Source organism: Pseudomonas sp. MOIL14HWK12:I1 (assembly GCF_000510705.1).
In the GTDB taxonomy this organism is placed as follows: Bacteria; Pseudomonadota; Gammaproteobacteria; order Pseudomonadales; family Pseudomonadaceae; genus Chryseomonas; species Chryseomonas oryzihabitans.
Window position 1 is genome coordinate 262,990 of the sequence record NZ_KI783309.1, and the last position, 17,185, is coordinate 280,174.

A 17,185-nucleotide genomic window follows, 5' to 3' on the forward strand; every position below is an offset into this window, starting at 1 on the left:
GCGGTCAATGGGTTACCCCAGGCTACTTGCGCGGGGTGAGCGAGGTTTATCCGGCCTACCTGGCCCTCTCAACGAGGATGTCCCCATGAAGCGTACCGCCCTGATCGCCCTGATGATGTTTGCCGCCGCCCCCGTATTCGCCAAGGATCTGTGCGCGGTCCAGCTGCAGAAGCTGGACGATGCCAGCAAGATGAAGACCAACATGATCGGCCCGGGCAGTTCCCAGGCCCAGCAGATCGCCGAATTCCGCAAGAACGCCATGGCTGCCCAGAAAGCCGGTGACGAGAAGAATTGCATCGCGCAGGCCAACCAGGCCCTGACCATGCTGCGTCAGCCGGGTGGCGAGGGCAACTAAGGCCCAAGCCTGCCGTTCGAGAAAAGGCGCGCTCCCCCGCGGGAGTGCGCCTTTTTACTGTCTATGCATCCAGTCGTGTTATGCTGGAGGTCTTCCCTTCTCGACTGGAGAATTCCGCCATGGCCAAGGCCAAGCGTCTCTACGGCTGCACCGAATGCGGCGCCACCTTTCCCAAGTGGGCGGGCCAGTGCGGTGAGTGCGGCGCCTGGAACACCCTGGTGGAAACCGTCGTCGAGACCTCCGCCGTCCCTTCCGGACGCGCCGGCTGGGCCGGAGCCCAGGCGACCATCAAGACCCTGGCCGAGGTCAGCGTCGAGGAAACCCCGCGCTTCACCACCGATTCCACCGAACTCGACCGGGTGCTGGGTGGCGGCCTGGTGGATGGCTCCGTGGTGCTGATCGGCGGCGATCCCGGCATCGGCAAGTCCACCATCCTGCTGCAGACCCTCTGCCACCTGGCCGCGCGCATGCCGGCGCTCTATGTCACCGGCGAGGAATCCCAGCAGCAGGTGGCCATGCGTGCCCGCCGCCTGGGCCTGCCGGAAGACAGGCTCAAGGTCATGACCGAGACCTGCATCGAGTCCATCGTCGCCACCGCCCGCCAGGAAAAGCCGCGGGTCATGGTGATCGACTCCATCCAGACCATCTTCACCGAGCAGCTGCAGTCCGCGCCCGGCGGCGTGGCCCAGGTACGCGAGAGCGCGGCGCTGCTGGTGCGGTTCGCCAAGCAGACCGGCACCGCCATCTTCCTGGTGGGCCACGTCACCAAGGAAGGCGCCCTGGCCGGACCGCGGGTGCTGGAGCACATGGTCGACACCGTGCTCTATTTCGAGGGCGAATCCGACGGCCGACTGCGCATGCTGAGAGCGGTCAAGAACCGCTTTGGCGCGGTCAACGAACTGGGCGTGTTCGGCATGACCGACAAGGGCCTCAAGGAGGTCTCCAACCCTTCGGCGATCTTTCTCAACCGGGCGCAGGAGGCGGTGGCCGGCAGCGTGGTCATGGCGACCTGGGAAGGCTCGCGGCCGATGCTGGTGGAGGTGCAGGCACTGGTGGACACCAGTCACCTGGCCAATCCGCGGCGGGTCACCGTGGGCCTGGACCAAAATCGCCTGGCCATGTTGCTGGCGGTACTGCACCGCCATGGCAGCATTCCCACCTACGACCAGGACGTCTTCATCAACGTGGTCGGCGGGGTCAAGGTGCTGGAGACGGCGGTGGACCTGGCGCTGATGTCGGCGGTGATCTCCAGCCTGAGGGACCGCGCCCTGCCGCACGACCTGCTGGTGTTCGGCGAGATCGGCCTGTCTGGTGAGATCCGCCCGGTGCCCAGTGGCCAGGAACGGCTCAAGGAGGCGGCCAAGCACGGCTTCAAGCGGGCCATCGTGCCCAAGGGCAATGCGCCCAAGGACCCGCCACCCGGCTTGCAGGTGGTCGCGGTGACGCGTCTGGAGCAGGCGCTGGATGCCCTGTTCGAATAGCCCTGGGCGGCTTTTGTAATATTTTTTAAAACTCTCGGCGGGGCAGGGTGGTCTATCAGGCGCTTCCATGACCCTGGATACCCGCCATGTCTCGTCTGCTCCCGCTTTCCGTATTCCTTGCCGGCTTCGCTACCAGTGCCCTGGTCCAGGCCGCCGATCCCAGCAGCTCCGCGCCGGCCAGTCTGGAGGTGGATCAGCTGGAGTGGCAGCATGCCGACGAAGGCAGCGTCTTCAACTGGGATCTGGAAGGCTGGGCCCTGGGCGGCGGCGCCAATCGCCTGGATTTCCGCAGCCAGGGCGAGCGCACCAACGGCCACACCGAGCAGGCCGAGGTGCAGGCGCTCTGGGGGCACGCCCTGGCCAAGGGCTGGGGCAGCGTGGCCGGCATCCGCCAGGATTTCAAACCCGGCTCGCCGCAGACCTGGGCCGCCCTGGGCATCCAGGAACACGATCCCGAGGATCTCGACATCGAGATCACCGCCTTCTTCGGCGAAAACAATCAGACCGCCCTGCGCCTTGAAGCCGAATACGACTGGGCCCTTACCCAGCGGCTGATTCTCCAGCCCCATACCGAACTCAATTTCTACGGTCGCAACGACGAGTCCCGCGGCCAGGGCGCCGGTTTCGCCGAAAGCGAAGCCGGGCTGCGCCTGAGATACCAGGTGACCCCGGAGGTCGCGCCCTATGTCGGGGTGTCCTGGAACGCCACCCACGGCAACACCGCCGCCATGGCGCGGGAAGAGGGCGAAGACACCCACGACGCCCGCCTGGTGGTGGGTCTGCACCTGGAGTTCTAGGCCCGGTCCTACGGAAGACTTCGCCCTTCGCTTCGGACAGGCGCCCTCGCTCAGGTGGTAGGCAGAGGTGACCTGGCTGTTCTATCGCGGCCACGGGCCACTCCTGCAGCGCTTTCCGTGTACCTGTAGGAGCGATCGCTAAGTCGCACCAACATGGCCGCGATAGAGATTAGGCAGAACAGTAGCGTGGAAACGGCGCAGCCTTTTCCACTGGGCCCTCGCGGTGAGGGACACCCTTACCCCAACCCTCTCCCGAGGGGAGAGGGGGCTATCCGTGCAGGTGTTCATCTCCATCGGCTTCAGGATCGCGATCAGCTGTCTGTCTACACCTGTAGGAGCGCCCCGTGACCGCGATAAGCCGCAATCGGCACAGACGATAGAGCGCTAGCCAGTACCGTCGACCCCAAGACCTAAGGCGTACCCAGCGCCGCCAGTTCGCGCTCCAGCAGGGTTTCGTCGCCCAGGTTCAGCTCCACCAGGCGGCGCAGGTGGCTGATGGAATCCAGATCGATCTGGCGGCAGGCGAAGGCCAGCTGCTCCGGGGTTTCCCGAACCAGCTCCACGTCCATGCTCACCTGGGTCTCGTCGTTCAGCAGGATGCGCAGCTGATAGGCCGCGCTCGGCTGGGCCGACCACTCGGCAGGCCGCGCCAGCAGCACGCCCTTGAGCGAGATGTCGTCCACGGGCGCTGCCCACTGGCGCTCACCCTGGTGCAACTGGGCAGGGGCATCGAAGGTGAAGCGGGTAAAGCGGCGACGCTCGTTGGTGTCGTTCATGGAAGGGCTTCCTGAGGTTTCCTGATCACTGTAGACGACCGTGGCCGTCCCGTATCGACTGCGCCTGGCAGGGTAGCCGGCGGCGGCCGGTGGGGCCAGGACGAGAGGGCTCATTGGTCGCCAGGGGGCGAGCAGCGGCCCAATTCGTCAGACGTTGGAGGTGCCCTCCGGGCGCCAGCCGTACTCGCGCGCATGGCGGACCAGATCGGCCGGCTTCTGGATGTCCAGCTTGCGGCGGATGCTCAGGCGGTGGGTTTCCACCGTGCGCACGCTGAGCCCAAGCTGCTGGGCCATGGTCTTGTTGTTGAGGCCCTGGGCCATGAGCAGCAGCACCTGGCGCTCCCGCGGGGTGAGGTCGCCGTCACTGGTGCCCCCTTCGCCCAGGCGGGCGGCGATGGCGCTGCTGTAGAAGCGCCCGCCGACCGCCAGGGCTTCCACCGCGGCGATGATCTCCTCGGACGGCGCATCCTTGAGCACATAGCCGGCCGCGCCGACCCGCAACGAGGTGCTCACGTATTCGCGATTGTCGTACATGCTCAAGATCAGCACCCGGGCGCGCGGGGCGCGTTCGGCGATCAGGGCGGTCAGCTCCAGGCCGTTGATGTCCTTGAGGCCGATATCCACAAGCAGGATGTCCGGATCGAGCCGGGCCAGCAGGTCGAGGGCTTCCGCACCACTGCCGGCCTCGCCGACCACGACGAAGCGCTCGATGGTGCCCAGCAGCGCCCGCACCCCGGCGCGGACCAGGGCATGGTCGTCGACCAGGAGGATGCGGATGGGCGTCATGTCGGGCTTTCCTCGTCGGCCGGGAGGTCCGAGCGTAGCAGAACCACGTCCAGGGTCGTGCCGCCGGGGCCGGACTGGATGGCGCAGCGACCGCCGAACAGCTCCACCCGCTCGCGGATGTTGCGCAGGCCGATGCCGCCGCTGAGATGTTCCACCTGGCCGGTATCGAAGCCCCGACCGTCGTCGTGCACGGTCAGGCAGATCCAGCGCCCGCGCCGCTGCAGGTCGATGACGACCTTGCGCGCCGCTGCGTGGCGCTCGATGTTGGTCAGGGCCTCCTGGACGATGCGGAACAGGGCGACGTCCATGTCGCCGCCGGCGGTGCTGTCGTCCAGGGTCTGCCGATAGTCCACGTCCAGGCCGCTGCGCTGGCGGAATTCCTCCACCAGCTGGCCGAGCGCCGCGGGCAGGCCGAGGGTATCCAGCAGCGAAGGGTGCAGGTCGTGGGAAATGCGGCGGATCTCGCCGATGGCGGCGGCCAGGCGCTGGGTGCCTTCGCGCAGGGTCTCGCCGGCGCTGGGCTTGCCGGTCCCCAGTTCGCGGCTGGCCAGTTCGAACTGGAACTTGATGGACACCAGCAGCTGGCTGATGCCGTCGTGCAACTCGCGCGACAGCCGCGATCTTTCCTCTTCCTGGGAGGTGATGAGTCTCTGGGTCAGCTGCTTGAGCTTGCGATCGGCCAGGCGGTGCTCGCTGACGTTGAGCGTCAGGCCGCCGGCGAACACCAGCAGCACCGCCACCAGGGCCACCCCGGCGCTGGCCAGCAGGGTGGTGCGGATGCCAGCGGCCACGTCGTGGCGCACCTGGGCGAGGGCGGCGTCCACGTCGTCCAGATAGAGGCCGGTGCCCAGCACCCAGCCCCAGCGCTGCAGCTGGGTCACGTAGGCGAGCTTTTCCGCCATCTGGCCGCTGGAGGGCTTCTGCCAGCCATAGCGCTGGAAGCCGTCGCCCTGGCCGGCACTGCGCAGCAGCGCCTGGATCACCAGCAGGCCGTTGCCGTCGGTGAGTTGCCAGAGATCCTGGCCGACCAGCTCGGGCTGGCGCGGGTGCATGAGGTTGCGGCCATGCTGGTCGTAGACGAAGAAGTAGCCGTCGCTGCCGAAATTCAGGCTGGCCAGCAGCGCCAGTACCCTGGCCTTGGTCTCCTCGTCGTCGCGACCGCTGCCGTACAGCGGCTGGATGGCACCGACGCCCATCTCCACATAGTTGCGCAACTCGGTCTTCTTGCTGCCGAGGATGCTGTGTTCGAGCAGCCGTGCCTGCTGCTCGCCCAGGCGCTGGCTCTGTTCCAGGACCACCAGGCAGACCGCGGCCACCGCCAGCAGCAGCGGCAGCAGTCCGAGGGCGACCATCTTGTATTTGAGCTGCATCGGCACCTGTCCGGGCTGGCGGCTACGTAGAACTACGTAGCGGGCCTTGGGTAGTTCTGCGAATTTCGCTGTCGCGTCGAGCCGCCGATAGTAATATGGCTCCGCTGTGGGCTCTCACAATAACAAGTATCGCCGCGGCCACCGGTGCGCGGCAGGAGAACAAGCATGACCCGAATGGCCAGCCATCTTGCCTGGTTCGCCGTTGCCGTACTGGGCGCCTTCGCGCTGGGTACCGTGGCGCTGAGTCGAGGCGAAGCGATCAACGCCCTCTGGATCGTGGTCGCCGCCGTGGCGATCTACCTCGTTGCCTACCGCTACTACAGCCTGTTCATCGCCACCAAGGTGATGGGCCTGGACGCCAAAAGAGCCACGCCCGCCGTGCTCAACAACGACGGCCTGGACTACGTCCCCACCAACAAGCACATCCTCTTCGGCCACCACTTCGCCGCCATCGCCGGCGCCGGTCCGCTGGTGGGGCCGGTGCTCGCCGCCCAGATGGGCTATCTGCCCGGCACCCTCTGGCTGATCGCCGGGGTGGTCTTTGCCGGTGCGGTGCAGGACTTCATGATCCTGTTCCTCTCCACCCGCCGCAACGGCCGCTCCCTGGGCGACATGGTGCGCGAGGAGATGGGGCGCATCCCCGGCACCATCGCCCTGTTCGGCTGCTTCCTGATCATGATCATCATCCTCGCGGTGCTGGCGCTGATCGTGGTCAAGGCCCTGGCCGAGAGTCCCTGGGGCATGTTCACCGTGATCGCCACCCTGCCGATCGCCATGTTCATGGGCGTCTACATGAGATACATCCGCCCCGGGCGCATCGGCGAGATCTCGCTGATCGGCGTGGTGCTGCTGCTGGCCTCCATCTGGGTGGGTGGCCTGGTCGCCGCCGATCCGGTCTGGGGCCCGGCCTTCACCTTCACCGGCGTGCAGATCACCTGGATGCTGATCGGCTACGGCTTCGTCGCCGCCGTGCTGCCGGTCTGGCTGGTGCTGGCCCCGCGTGACTACCTGTCCACCTTCCTCAAGATCGGCACCATCATCGCCCTGGCCATCGGCATCCTGGTGACCATGCCGATGCTGAAGATGCCGGCCCTGACCCAGTTCGTCGACGGCACCGGTCCGGTGTGGAAGGGTACCCTGTTCCCCTTCCTGTTCATCACCATCGCCTGCGGCGCGGTGTCCGGCTTCCATGCCCTGATCAGCTCGGGCACCACCCCCAAGCTGATCGCCAAGGAAACCCATGCCCGCTACATCGGCTACGGCGCCATGCTGATGGAGTCCTTTGTCGCCATCATGGCCATGGTCGCCGCCTCGGTGATCGAGCCGGGCGTCTACTTCGCCATGAACAGCCCGGCCGCCGTGGTCGGCGCCGACGTGGTGTCGGTGGCCGCCAAGATCAGCACCTGGGGCTTCGTGGTGACGCCCGAGATGCTGCAGGCCACCGCCGCCGAGATCGGCGAGCACACCATCCTGGCCCGTGCCGGTGGCGCCCCGACCCTGGCGGTGGGCATCGCCCAGATCATGCACAACGTGCTGCCGGGCGAGAACACCATGGCCTTCTGGTACCACTTCGCCATCCTGTTCGAGGCGCTGTTCATCCTGACTGCGGTGGACGCCGGCACCCGCGCCGGACGCTTCATGCTGCAGGACCTGCTGGGCAGCTTCGTACCGGCGCTGAAGCGCACCGACTCCTGGACCGCCAACGTCATCGGCACCGCCGGTTGCGTCGCCCTCTGGGGCTGGCTGCTGTACCAGGGCGTGGTCGATCCGCTGGGCGGCATCAACACCCTCTGGCCATTGTTTGGCATCTCCAACCAGATGCTCGCCGGTATCGCCCTGATGCTGGGCTCGGTGGTGCTGATCAAGATGAAGCGCCAGCGCTATGTCTGGGTGACTCTGGTGCCGGCGGTGTGGCTGCTGATCTGCACCACCACCGCCAGCCTGATCAAGCTGTTCGATTCGAATCCGGCGGTCGGCTTCCTGGCCCTGGCCAAGAAGTACAGCACCGCCATGGCCCAGGGCCAGGTGATCGCCCCGGCCAAGAGCATGGAGCAGATGCAGCACATCGTCTTCAACGCCTACACCAACGCCACCCTCTCGGTGCTGTTCCTGGTGGTGGTGATGAGCATCCTGTTCTTTTCCATCAAGGTCGGTCGCGCCGCCCTGGCCAAGCCCGAGCGCAGCGATCGCGAGACCCCGTTCCAGCCGGCCGCGGGCGTTTAAAGGAGAATCCCTATGTTCAATGACCTGGGTCGCATGGGTAAGTACCTGGGGCAGGCCGCCAAGATGCTGGTGGGCATGCCCGACTACGACACCTATGTCGAGCACATGCGCGGCAAGCACCCGGACCAGCCGGTGATGAGCTACGAAGCCTTCTTCCGCGAGCGCCAGGAAGCGCGCTACGGTGGCGGCAAGTCCGGCGCCATACGTTGCTGCTGACCCAGGGTCTCCTCCAGGCCGGGCCTCGAGCCCGGCCTCTTTCTGTCTGGAGTTGCCATGCACGAACCCATCCCCGTCACCGTCCTGACCGGCTTTCTCGGCGCCGGCAAGACCACCTTGCTCAAGCACATCCTGCAGGCCGAGCACGGCCTCAGGATCGCCGTGATCGAAAACGAATTCAGCGCCCTCGACGTCGACGGCGAATTGCTGGAAGACGCTGGCGCCGTACAACTGATGAAGGTCGCCAACGGCTGCGTCTGCTGCACCGGCAGCAAGGACCTGGCCTATGCCCTGACCGTGCTGCTGGAGCGGCTGGACAGCGGCGAACTGGATTTCGAGCGCCTGGTGGTGGAATGCACCGGTCTCGCCGATCCCGGTCCGGTGGCCCAGACCTTCTTTACCGACGACCTGCTGCGCGAGCGCTATCTGCTCGACGGGGTACTGACCCTGGTGGACGCCGTCCACGCCAGCGAGCAACTGAGCGATCCGCTGCTGCAGGCGCAGATCGGTTTCGCCGATCGCCTGCTGCTGACCAAGCTCGACCTGGCCGAGCCGGCCGCCGTCGAGGCGCTGGAGAATCGCCTGCAGCGCATCAATCGCCGTGCGCCCATCCGCCATGTCGATCATGGCCGCATCGAGCTGGCCGAATTGCTGGACATCCGCGGTTTCAACCTGCACGACGAAGACCTGGCGCCGCCCACGCTGTTTCGCCCGCTGCGCCCGGTGTCGGAAGCCGTCAGCCTCACCGAGCGCATCCAGTCCATCGCCATCCGCGAGTCGCGCCCCTACGATCAGGACAAGATCGGCAAGGTCATGGAGATGCTGCTCGACACCCTCGGCTGCGACCTGCTGCGCTACAAGGGGCTGCTCAATATCGCCGGCGAGGAGCGCCGCCTGCTGTTCCAGGGCGTGCAGCAGATCTATGCCGCCGACTGGGAGCGTGACTGGCTGGCCGACGAGGAACGCGAGAGTCGCGTGGTGCTGATCGGCATGGACCTGCCGGAAGAGCGCATCCGCGCCGCCTTCGAGCGGGCGGTGGCACGCACCTGAGACGGGCTGGATCGTTAGCAACAAAATCAGGACGGATAGCGCCGCGGGGCGCAGAATCCCAGGGCGCCTTCGATACGGGCTGCAGCGATCCGGGCGTCCGGCCATGCCTGAGCGCGGTGTCCGCGCCAATGGGGTGGCGGCAACCCGGTCGATGACGCCGGACGAGGCGTAGCGCCACCGAACCAAATATCCCTCACCGAGGACGCTCTGCATGCTCCTGCTATGGCAAGCCCTGGCCACCGGTGGCCTGATCCTGCTGGGCGCCTTGCTGATCGATCACCTGTTGCCGCACCGGGAGACGCGCGCGCGCCGCTGGGCGCGGCGCGTCGCCCTAGTCGTCATGGGCAGTCTGGCCGGCATCGCCGGGCGGCTGTTGGTGGGCTGGCCCTAGGCGTCGCCGTCCGCGGCAGGCGCCTTGGGCGCGGCGCGACTGGCCAGGCGTTCCAGGGCCGCCTTGAGCTTGGGATCGCGGATGCCGGCGGCCACGTCGCGCAGGCTGTCGGCGCCCACCTGACTGACCTGGCGCACCGGCCGGACCCGGGTGGCGACGCCGGGACTCGGCTGCATCTTGAATTGCAGGCGCATCAGGCCGGCGAATTCCGGCGCCTGCTGCAGCAGTCTGAGCAGGCGGCGCTGCTGGTAACGCAGTCGCGTCGCCCAGTGGGCGTCGTTGACCACCAGCAGCAGGGTGCCCTCGCGCCAGCTGGCCACCCGGCAGTGGGGGCGGGCAGCCGGTTGCAGCTGTTCTTCCAGCAACTGTTGCAGGCGCCCCAGTCGCTCGGCTTCGCGAAACAGCGACTTGAGCGGTTTGGCCTGGCGCAGCAGGGCAGCGGGAGCGACGGCGGAGAGAGGGCGAAAGGCCATGCGCAGGACTCGCGATGGGCGAAGAGAAGACGCCGATGGTAACAGATCGCTCTGGCGTCCTGGCGGCTGGGGGCCCGTCGTTCTTTCCTCATCGGCATTTCCGAGTAGAATGCCCGATTACCATCGCGGGACACCGCGGGTCTCAACCCCCGCGCCCAGGCGTCTGGCCAGGCTCTGCAGAGGCCTTGCCGCCCGTTTCGCTCCCCTCATTCCAGCGGAAGAATTCCAGTCGATATGTTTGCGCCTTTGTTGAAGAAATTCTTTGGAAGCAAGAACGAACGAGATGTCAAACGCCTAGGCAAGGTCGTGGTGGCCACCAATGCGTTGGAATCCCAGATTGCCTCCTTGAGCGACGAGCAACTGCGCGCCAAGACCGAGGAATTCAAGCAGCGCGTGGCCAAGGGCGAGTCCCTCGATGCCCTGATGCCGGAAGCCTTCGCCGTGGTCCGCGAGGCCGGCAAGCGTGTCATGGGCATGCGCCACTTCGACGTCCAGCTGATCGGTGGCGCGGCGCTGCACGAAGGCAAGATCGCCGAGATGCGCACCGGTGAGGGCAAGACCCTGGTGGGTACCCTGCCGGTCTACCTCAATGCGCTGTCCGGCAAGGGCGTCCACGTGGTCACGGTGAACGACTACCTGGCCCGCCGCGACGCCAACTGGATGCGGCCACTGTACGAATTCCTCGGCCTGTCGGTGGGCATCATCCTGCCGTTCCAGCCGCCGGAAGAGAAACGCGCCGCCTACGCCTCGGACATCACCTACGGCACCAACAACGAATTCGGCTTCGACTACCTGCGCGACAACATGGCCTTCAGCATGGCCGAGAAGTACCAGCGCGAGCTGAACTTCGCGGTGGTCGACGAGGTGGACTCCATCCTCATCGACGAAGCCCGGACCCCGCTGATCATCTCCGGTCAGGCCGAAGACAGCTCCGAGCTCTATCAGAAGATCAACCAGCTGATCCCGCGTCTGCAGCAGCACATCGAGGAAGAGGAAGGCAATCCGACCCAGGTCGGCCACTACACCATCGATGAAAAGACCCGCCAGGTGGAGATCACCGAGCTGGGTCACCAGTACATCGAGGAGATGCTCACCGAGGCCGGGCTGCTGGCCGAGGGCGAGAGCCTCTACTCGGCGCACAACCTGGGCCTGCTGACCCACGTGTTCGCCGGTCTGCGCGCCCACACCCTGTTCCATCGCAACGTCGAGTACATCGTCCAGCAGGACCAGGTGCTGCTGATCGACGAGCACACCGGCCGGACCATGCCGGGTCGCCGCCTTTCCGAAGGCCTGCACCAGGCCATCGAGGCCAAGGAAGGACTGCCGATCCAGCCCGAGAGCCAGACCCTGGCCTCGACCACCTTTCAGAACTACTTCCGCCTCTACAACAAGCTCGGTGGCATGACCGGCACCGCCGACACCGAGGCCTTCGAATTCCGCCAGATCTACAACCTCGACGTGCTGGTCATCCCGACCCACCGCGAGATCGCCCGTAAGGACTTCAACGACCTGGTCTACCTGACCCAGGCCGAGAAGTACCAGGCCATCATCGAGGACGTGAAGCAGTGCCAGGCCGAAGGCCGCCCGGTGCTGGTGGGTACCGCCTCCATCGAGAGCTCCGAGTACGTCGACCAGCTGCTGACCCAGGCCGGCATCGAGCACAAGGTGCTCAACGCCAAGTACCACGAACGCGAAGCCGAGATCATCGCCCAGGCCGGGCGTCCGGGCGCCGTGACCATCGCCACCAACATGGCCGGTCGCGGTACCGACATCCTGCTCGGCGGCAACTGGGAAGTGGAAGTCGCGGCCCTGGAGAATCCTTCCGAGGAGCAGATTGCCGCGATCAAGGCCGCCTGGCAGGCGCGCCACAAGCAGGTCATCGACGCCGGCGGCCTGCACGTGATCGCCTCCGAACGCCACGAATCCCGCCGGATCGACAACCAGCTGCGCGGCCGTGCCGGTCGCCAGGGCGACCCGGGTTCCAGCCGCTTCTACCTGTCGCTGGAAGACAGCCTGATGCGCATCTTCGCCTCCGACCGGGTGAAGAACTTCATGAAGGCCCTGGGCATGCAGGGCGGCGAGGCCATCGAGCACCGCATGGTCACCAACGCCATCGAAAAGGCGCAGCGCAAGGTCGAAGGCCGCAACTTCGACATCCGCAAGCAGTTGCTGGAATACGATGACGTGGCCAACGAACAGCGCAAGGTGATCTATCACATGCGCGACACCCTGCTGGCCAACGAAGACGTCGGCGACACCATCAAGGGCTTCCGCGAGGAAACCCTGACCCAGGTGATCAACGAGCACATCCCGCCGCAATCGCTGCCCGAGCAGTGGGACATCCCCGGCCTGGAAGCCGAGCTGTACAGCGTCTTCGGTCTGCAACTGCCCATCGGCCAGTGGCTGGACGAAGACGACAAGCTGTACGAGGACACCCTGCGGGTGAAGATCCTCGAGCAGCTCGAAGCCGCCTACATGGAAAAGGAAGACCTCGCCGGTCGCGAGGCCCTGCGCAACTTCGAGAAGCAGATGCTGCTGCGGGTGGTCGACGACCTCTGGAAGGACCACCTCACCACCATGGACCACCTGCGCCACGGTATCCATCTGCGCGGCTACGCCCAGAAGAACCCCAAGCAGGAATACAAGCGCGAGTCCTTCACCCTGTTCCAGGAGCTGCTGGACAGCATCAAGCGCGACACCATCCGCGTCCTGTCCCATGTCCAGGTGCGTCGCGAAGATCCGGCCGAGGAAGAGGAGCGCATGCGCCGCGAGGCCGAGGCCATGGCCGAGCGCATGCAGTTCCAGCACGCCGAGGCGCCTTCGCTGGTCGACCCCGAGGTGCTCGAGGACGAGCAGGGCGAAGACACCGTGGTGCCCTTGCAGCCCCAGCGCAATGACCAGAAGATCGGTCGCAACGAGCCGTGCCCCTGTGGTTCCGGCAAGAAGTACAAGCAGTGCCACGGCAAGCTCGATTGAGGGCCTGCCCAGGCAGTCGAGGCGACGGCAACCTGTCGGCATAGCCGCCGACAGGTTGTAAACTCCACTCGCTAGGCTGTTTGCGCCCCTTGCCCCGGCTGGGCGAGGCGGGCGCTGGAAGGCTGCTTTCCACGCCGCGACCGGTTTTCCGCTCGCGGCGTTTCCTTTTCTTTCACTGGAGTTTTCCCATGGCTGTCGGTCTCGGTCCGCTCTCCACGCTGCACCCGGTTCCCGGTTTCGAACTCGGTATCGCCTCTGCCGGCATCAAGCGCCCCGGGCGCAAGGATGTGGTGGTGATGCGCTGTGCCGAAGGCTCCAGCGTGGCCGGGGTCTTTACCCTGAACGCCTTCTGCGCGGCCCCGGTGATCATTGCCCGTCAGCGCTTCGCCGGCCCCGTGCGTTACCTGTTGACCAACACCGGCAATGCCAACGCCGGTACCGGACAGCCCGGCCTGGCCGCGGCCGAACGCACCACCAAGACCCTGGCGACCCTCGCCAGCGTCGGCGAGGAGGCGGTACTGCCGTTCTCCACCGGCGTGATCGGCGAACCGCTGCCGGTGGAAAAGATCGAAGCCGCGCTGCCGGCCGCCCTGGCCGATCTGGCCGAGGACAACTGGGCCGCTGCCGCCACCGGCATCATGACCACCGACACCCTGCCCAAGGGCGCCAGCCGCCAGTTCCAGGTGGACGGCACCACCGTCACCGTGACCGGCATCAGCAAGGGCGCCGGCATGATCAAGCCGAACATGGCGACCATGCTCGGCTACGTGGCCACCGACGCCAAGGTCGCCCGGGGCCTGCTGCAGGATCTGCTGGCCGACGCCGCCAATCGCTCCTTCAACCGCATCACCATCGACGGCGACACCTCCACCAACGACTGCTGCATGCTGGTGGCCACCGGTCAGGCGGCCATGGCGGAGATCACCCAGCCCAGCGGCGCGGCCTTCGAGCAGCTGCGCGAGGCGGTGTTCGCGGTGTTCGCCGAACTGGCCCAGGCCATCGTGCGTGACGGCGAGGGTGCCACCAAGTTCGTCACCGTGCAGGTCAATGGTGGTGGCAATGCCCAGGAGTGCCTGGACGTCGGCTACGCCGTGGCCCATTCGCCGCTGATCAAGACCGCGCTGTTCGCCTCCGATCCCAACTGGGGCCGTATCCTCGCCGCCGTCGGCCGGGCCGGCGTGCCCCAGCTGGACGTCAGCCTGATCGACGTCTTCCTGGGTGGCGTGCAGATCTGCCAGCAGGGCGGTCGCGCGGCCACCTATACGGAAGAGCAGGGCGCGCGGGTCATGGCCCAGGCCGAGATCGAGATCCGCATCGAGCTGGGTCGCGGCAGCCACAGCGAGACCATCTGGACCACCGACCTCTCCCACGACTATGTGAAGATCAACGCCGAGTACCGTACCTGACGGTTACCCGACGCCTTGGCGTCCGCTCCGGCGGGCGCCTGCGGCGGTCCTCGCGGGCCGCATCGTTTCGAGGAATCCCCGCATGTCCCAGCTGCAACTCGTGATCGGCAACAAGAATTTCTCCTCCTGGTCGTTGCGGGCCTGGCTGGCCATGGAGCTCAGCGGCGCCGCCTTTGAAGAGGTGTCGATCCCGCTCTATGCGCCCAACAGCCGCGCCTTGCTCAAGGCCCAGTCGCCCACCGGCAAGGTGCCGGTGCTCAAGCTGGCCGAGGGCACCATCTGGGATTCCCTGGCCATCGTCGAATACCTCGCCGAGGCCTATCCCGACGCCGGGCTGTGGCCCGCCGAGACCCTGGCCCGCGCCCATGCCCGGGCGCTGTGCGCGGAGATGCACAGCGGCTTCCTGGCCCTGCGCCGCGAACTGCCCATGGATCTGCGTCGCCGCCAGCGGTTGAAGTCGACCACCGCCGAGGCGGTGGAAGACATCCAGCGCATCCAGCGCCTGTGGCGCGAATGCCGCGAACGCTACGGCCAGCAGGGTCCCTATCTGTTCGGTACGCCGACCATCGCCGATGCCTTCTATGCCCCGGTGGCCAGTCGCTTCCGCAGCTACGGGGTGGAACTGTCGGCCGAGGCGGCCGCCTATGTCGAAACCATCTACGCCTGGCCGGCCTTCCAGCGCTGGCTGGCGGAGGCCGAAACCGAGGAGCAGAGCGCATGACTCGTCTGCATGTCGTCGCCGCGGTGATCCGCGACCCCCAGGGCCGGATCCTCATCGCCCAGCGCCCGGCGCACAAGCACCAGGGCGGTCTCTGGGAATTCCCCGGAGGCAAGGTCGAGGCCGGTGAGGCCCCGGCCGCGGCCCTCGCCCGCGAACTGGCCGAGGAGCTGGGCATCCAGGTCACAAGGGCGCGGCCGCTGCTGCAGGTGCGCCACGACTATCCCGACCAGGCGGTCCTGCTGGATGTCTGGCAGGTGGACGCCTTCACCGGTGACGCCCATGGCGCCGAAGGCCAGCCCTTGGCCTGGGTCGCGCCTCGCGAACTGGCCGACTACGACTTCCCGGCGGCCAACCGGCCCATCGTCCAGGCGGCGCGGCTGCCCGAGCGCTACCTCATCACCCCCGGCGAGCTGACCACCGCGGAATTGCTCAATGGCCTGCACCGGGCGCTGGACAGCGGCATCCGCCTGGTCCAGCTGCGCACGCCGGACAACTTCGATCCCCAGTACCGCGATCTGGCCGGCGATGTCCAGGGCCTCTGTACCGGACGCGCCCAGTTGATGCTCAAGGGCCCGCTGGAGTGGCTGGGCGATTTCCCCGCGGCGGGCTGGCACCTGACCGCCGAGCAGTTGCGCCGCTATGCGCCCAATGGCCGGCCTTTTCCGGCGCAGCGGCTGCTGGCGGCTTCCTGCCATGACGCCGAGGAACTGGCCTTGGCCCAGCAGATGGGGGTGGACTTCGTCACCCTGTCGCCAGTGATGCCCACCGCGAGCCATCCCGGTTCCCCGACCCTGGGCTGGGTCAAGGCCCAGCAGCTGCTGGCCGACTGCAACCTGCCGGCCTATCTGCTGGGCGGGCTGGGCGAGGACGACCTCAACAGCGCCTGGCAGGCCGGCGCCCAGGGCGTGGCGGCGATCCGGGCGTTCTGGCCTGGGGGCGTTTGAGACAAATGGTGTAATCCAATCGCGGCCATGCCGGTGCGCCGTAGCGACCGCTCCTACAGGGGCACCGAACACCTGTAGGAGCGGCCGCATCGGCGGACCGCCATGGCCGCGATATCGGCACAAAAAAAGCCCGCCAACCGGCGGGCTTTTTTATCCACGGAAAAACCTACAGCCGCGGATAGTCGATGTAGCCGACCGGGCCCTTGCTGTAGAAGGTGTCCGGGTGCGGCTCGTTCAGCGCGGCGTCCTGTTCCAGGCGTTGCGGCAGGTCCGGGTTGGCGATGAAGGGCACGCCAAAGGCCACGGCATCGGCCTTGCCTTCGTCCAGCCAGGCATTGGCCTTGGCCTTGTCGAATTTCTCGTTGGCGATGTAGACGCCACCGAAGGCCGCCTTGAGGTCCGGGCCGAGGCTGTCGCTGCCGGCCGCTTCGCGGATGCAGATGAAAGCGACCTGGCGCTGGCCGAGCTCGCGGGCGACATGGCCAAAGGTGGCGGCAGGGTCGTTGTCGCCCATGGTGTGCATGTCGCCACGGGTGGACAGGTGCACGCCGACGCGATCGGCGCCCCAGACGTCGATGCAGGCATCGGTCACTTCCAGCAGCAGCCGAGCGCGATTCTCGATGGAGCCGCCGTAGTTGTCGGTGCGCTGGTTGGTGTCGCTCTGCAGGAACTGGTCGAGCAGATAGCCATTGGCCCCGTGGACCTCGACGCCATCGAAGCCGGCGCGCTTGGCGTTCTCGGCGCCATGCCGGTAGGCAGCGACGATGCCGGGGATCTCGGCGGTTTCTAGCGCCCGCGGGGTGACATAGTCACGCTTGGGGCGCAGCAGGCTAACGTGGCCCTGGGCGGCGATGGCGCTCGGCGCCACCGGCAGTTCGCCGTCGAGATAGCTGGGGTCGGAGATGCGGCCCACGTGCCAGAGTTGCAGCACGATGCGGCCACCAGCCTTGTGCACGGCGGTGGTGACGCGCTGCCAGCCGGCCACCTGCTCGTCGGACCAGATGCCGGGGGTGTCGGGATAGCCCACGCCCATAGGGTCCACCGAGGTGGCCTCGGTGATGATCAGGCCGGCGGATGCGCGTTGCACGTAGTACTCGACCATCAGGTCGCCCGGGACCCGGCCCGGTTCGGCGCGGCAGCGGGTGAGGGGCGCCATGATGACGCGGTTGGGCAGTTCCAGGGCGCCGATCTTGATCGGGTCGAACAGCTGAGTCATGGCT

Annotated in this window: 16 protein-coding genes; 11 read left to right on the forward strand and 5 right to left on the reverse strand. The window is 66.8% G+C overall.

Annotated features, from left to right (window positions below; translation table 11 throughout):
* Positions 1 to 85 precede the first annotated feature (85 nt).
* From PSEK12I1_RS0122305 to PSEK12I1_RS0122315, 3 genes are all read left to right on the forward strand, one after another.
* Positions 86 to 355: a hypothetical protein gene (locus tag PSEK12I1_RS0122305; RefSeq protein WP_027602970.1), complete on the forward strand. Its 270-nt coding sequence runs from the start codon at positions 86 to 88 to the stop codon at positions 353 to 355.
* A 119-nt stretch (positions 356 to 474) separates the two neighbouring features.
* Positions 475 to 1,836 carry a DNA repair protein RadA gene (gene radA / locus PSEK12I1_RS0122310; RefSeq protein ID WP_027602971.1) on the forward strand — a complete coding sequence of 454 codons (1,362 nt, stop codon included), beginning with the start codon at positions 475 to 477 and terminating at the stop codon, positions 1,834 to 1,836.
* Positions 1,837 to 1,922: 86 nt separating this feature from the next.
* Positions 1,923 to 2,633 (forward strand): copper resistance protein B, encoded by a 711-nt coding sequence (locus tag PSEK12I1_RS0122315; RefSeq protein ID WP_027602972.1) that lies wholly within the window; start codon positions 1,923 to 1,925, stop codon positions 2,631 to 2,633.
* 410 nt (positions 2,634 to 3,043) lie between these two features.
* Here PSEK12I1_RS0122315 and PSEK12I1_RS0122320 read toward each other — a convergent pair whose 3' ends face one another.
* The 3 genes from PSEK12I1_RS0122320 to PSEK12I1_RS0122330 form a co-directional block, all read right to left on the reverse strand.
* On the reverse strand, positions 3,044 to 3,409 hold the full coding sequence (locus PSEK12I1_RS0122320) for a PilZ domain-containing protein (protein ID WP_007162686.1): 366 nt from the start codon (positions 3,407 to 3,409) through the stop codon (positions 3,044 to 3,046).
* 147 nt (positions 3,410 to 3,556) lie between these two features.
* Complete coding sequence (locus PSEK12I1_RS0122325) at positions 3,557 to 4,195, reverse strand: response regulator transcription factor (RefSeq protein ID WP_027602973.1); 639 nt, start codon at positions 4,193 to 4,195, stop codon at positions 3,557 to 3,559.
* Complete coding sequence (locus PSEK12I1_RS0122330; protein WP_027602974.1) at positions 4,192 to 5,565, reverse strand: cache domain-containing protein; 1,374 nt, start codon at positions 5,563 to 5,565, stop codon at positions 4,192 to 4,194. The genes PSEK12I1_RS0122325 and PSEK12I1_RS0122330 overlap by 4 nt, the downstream gene beginning before the upstream one ends.
* A gap of 165 nt (positions 5,566 to 5,730) precedes the next feature.
* Between PSEK12I1_RS0122330 and PSEK12I1_RS0122335 the strand changes: the two genes are divergently transcribed.
* The 4 genes from PSEK12I1_RS0122335 (at position 5,731) to PSEK12I1_RS0122350 (ending at position 9,445) form a co-directional block, all read left to right on the forward strand.
* Entirely contained in the window at positions 5,731 to 7,788 is a 2,058-nt protein-coding gene (locus PSEK12I1_RS0122335) for a carbon starvation CstA family protein (protein ID WP_027602975.1), read from the forward strand.
* A 12-nt stretch (positions 7,789 to 7,800) separates the two neighbouring features.
* Positions 7,801 to 8,004 (forward strand): YbdD/YjiX family protein, encoded by a 204-nt coding sequence (locus tag PSEK12I1_RS0122340; RefSeq protein ID WP_007162682.1) that lies wholly within the window; start codon positions 7,801 to 7,803, stop codon positions 8,002 to 8,004.
* Positions 8,005 to 8,061: 57 nt separating this feature from the next.
* The gene (yjiA, locus tag PSEK12I1_RS0122345) at positions 8,062 to 9,054 is read left to right on the forward strand and encodes a GTPase (RefSeq protein WP_027602976.1); all 993 of its coding nucleotides are present in this window, start codon (positions 8,062 to 8,064) and stop codon (positions 9,052 to 9,054) included.
* 211 nt (positions 9,055 to 9,265) lie between these two features.
* The gene (locus PSEK12I1_RS0122350; RefSeq protein WP_027602977.1) at positions 9,266 to 9,445 is read left to right on the forward strand and encodes a hypothetical protein; all 180 of its coding nucleotides are present in this window, start codon (positions 9,266 to 9,268) and stop codon (positions 9,443 to 9,445) included.
* Here the strand turns inward: PSEK12I1_RS0122350 and PSEK12I1_RS0122355 are convergent.
* Positions 9,442 to 9,918 carry a DciA family protein gene (locus tag PSEK12I1_RS0122355; RefSeq protein ID WP_027602978.1) on the reverse strand — a complete coding sequence of 159 codons (477 nt, stop codon included), beginning with the start codon at positions 9,916 to 9,918 and terminating at the stop codon, positions 9,442 to 9,444. The two genes, PSEK12I1_RS0122350 and PSEK12I1_RS0122355, sit on opposite strands and share 4 nt — an antisense overlap.
* A 234-nt stretch (positions 9,919 to 10,152) precedes the next feature.
* Between PSEK12I1_RS0122355 and secA the strand changes: the two genes are divergently transcribed.
* The 4 genes from secA (at position 10,153) to PSEK12I1_RS0122375 (ending at position 15,965) form a co-directional block, all read left to right on the forward strand.
* Positions 10,153 to 12,894 (forward strand): preprotein translocase subunit SecA, encoded by a 2,742-nt coding sequence (gene secA / locus PSEK12I1_RS0122360; RefSeq protein ID WP_027598471.1) that lies wholly within the window; start codon positions 10,153 to 10,155, stop codon positions 12,892 to 12,894.
* A gap of 188 nt (positions 12,895 to 13,082) precedes the next feature.
* Entirely contained in the window at positions 13,083 to 14,300 is a 1,218-nt protein-coding gene (gene argJ / locus PSEK12I1_RS0122365; protein ID WP_027602979.1) for a bifunctional glutamate N-acetyltransferase/amino-acid acetyltransferase ArgJ, read from the forward strand.
* 82 nt (positions 14,301 to 14,382) lie between these two features.
* Positions 14,383 to 15,021 carry a glutathione S-transferase family protein gene (locus PSEK12I1_RS0122370; RefSeq protein WP_027598473.1) on the forward strand — a complete coding sequence of 213 codons (639 nt, stop codon included), beginning with the start codon at positions 14,383 to 14,385 and terminating at the stop codon, positions 15,019 to 15,021.
* The gene (locus PSEK12I1_RS0122375; protein ID WP_027602980.1) at positions 15,018 to 15,965 is read left to right on the forward strand and encodes a Nudix family hydrolase; all 948 of its coding nucleotides are present in this window, start codon (positions 15,018 to 15,020) and stop codon (positions 15,963 to 15,965) included. The genes PSEK12I1_RS0122370 and PSEK12I1_RS0122375 overlap by 4 nt, the downstream gene beginning before the upstream one ends.
* A gap of 166 nt (positions 15,966 to 16,131) precedes the next feature.
* Here the strand turns inward: PSEK12I1_RS0122375 and PSEK12I1_RS0122380 are convergent, their stop codons facing one another.
* A complete protein-coding gene (locus PSEK12I1_RS0122380; RefSeq protein WP_007161863.1) occupies positions 16,132 to 17,181 on the reverse strand; it encodes an alkene reductase in 1,050 nt (349 codons plus the stop codon).
* Positions 17,182 to 17,185 lie beyond the last annotated feature (4 nt).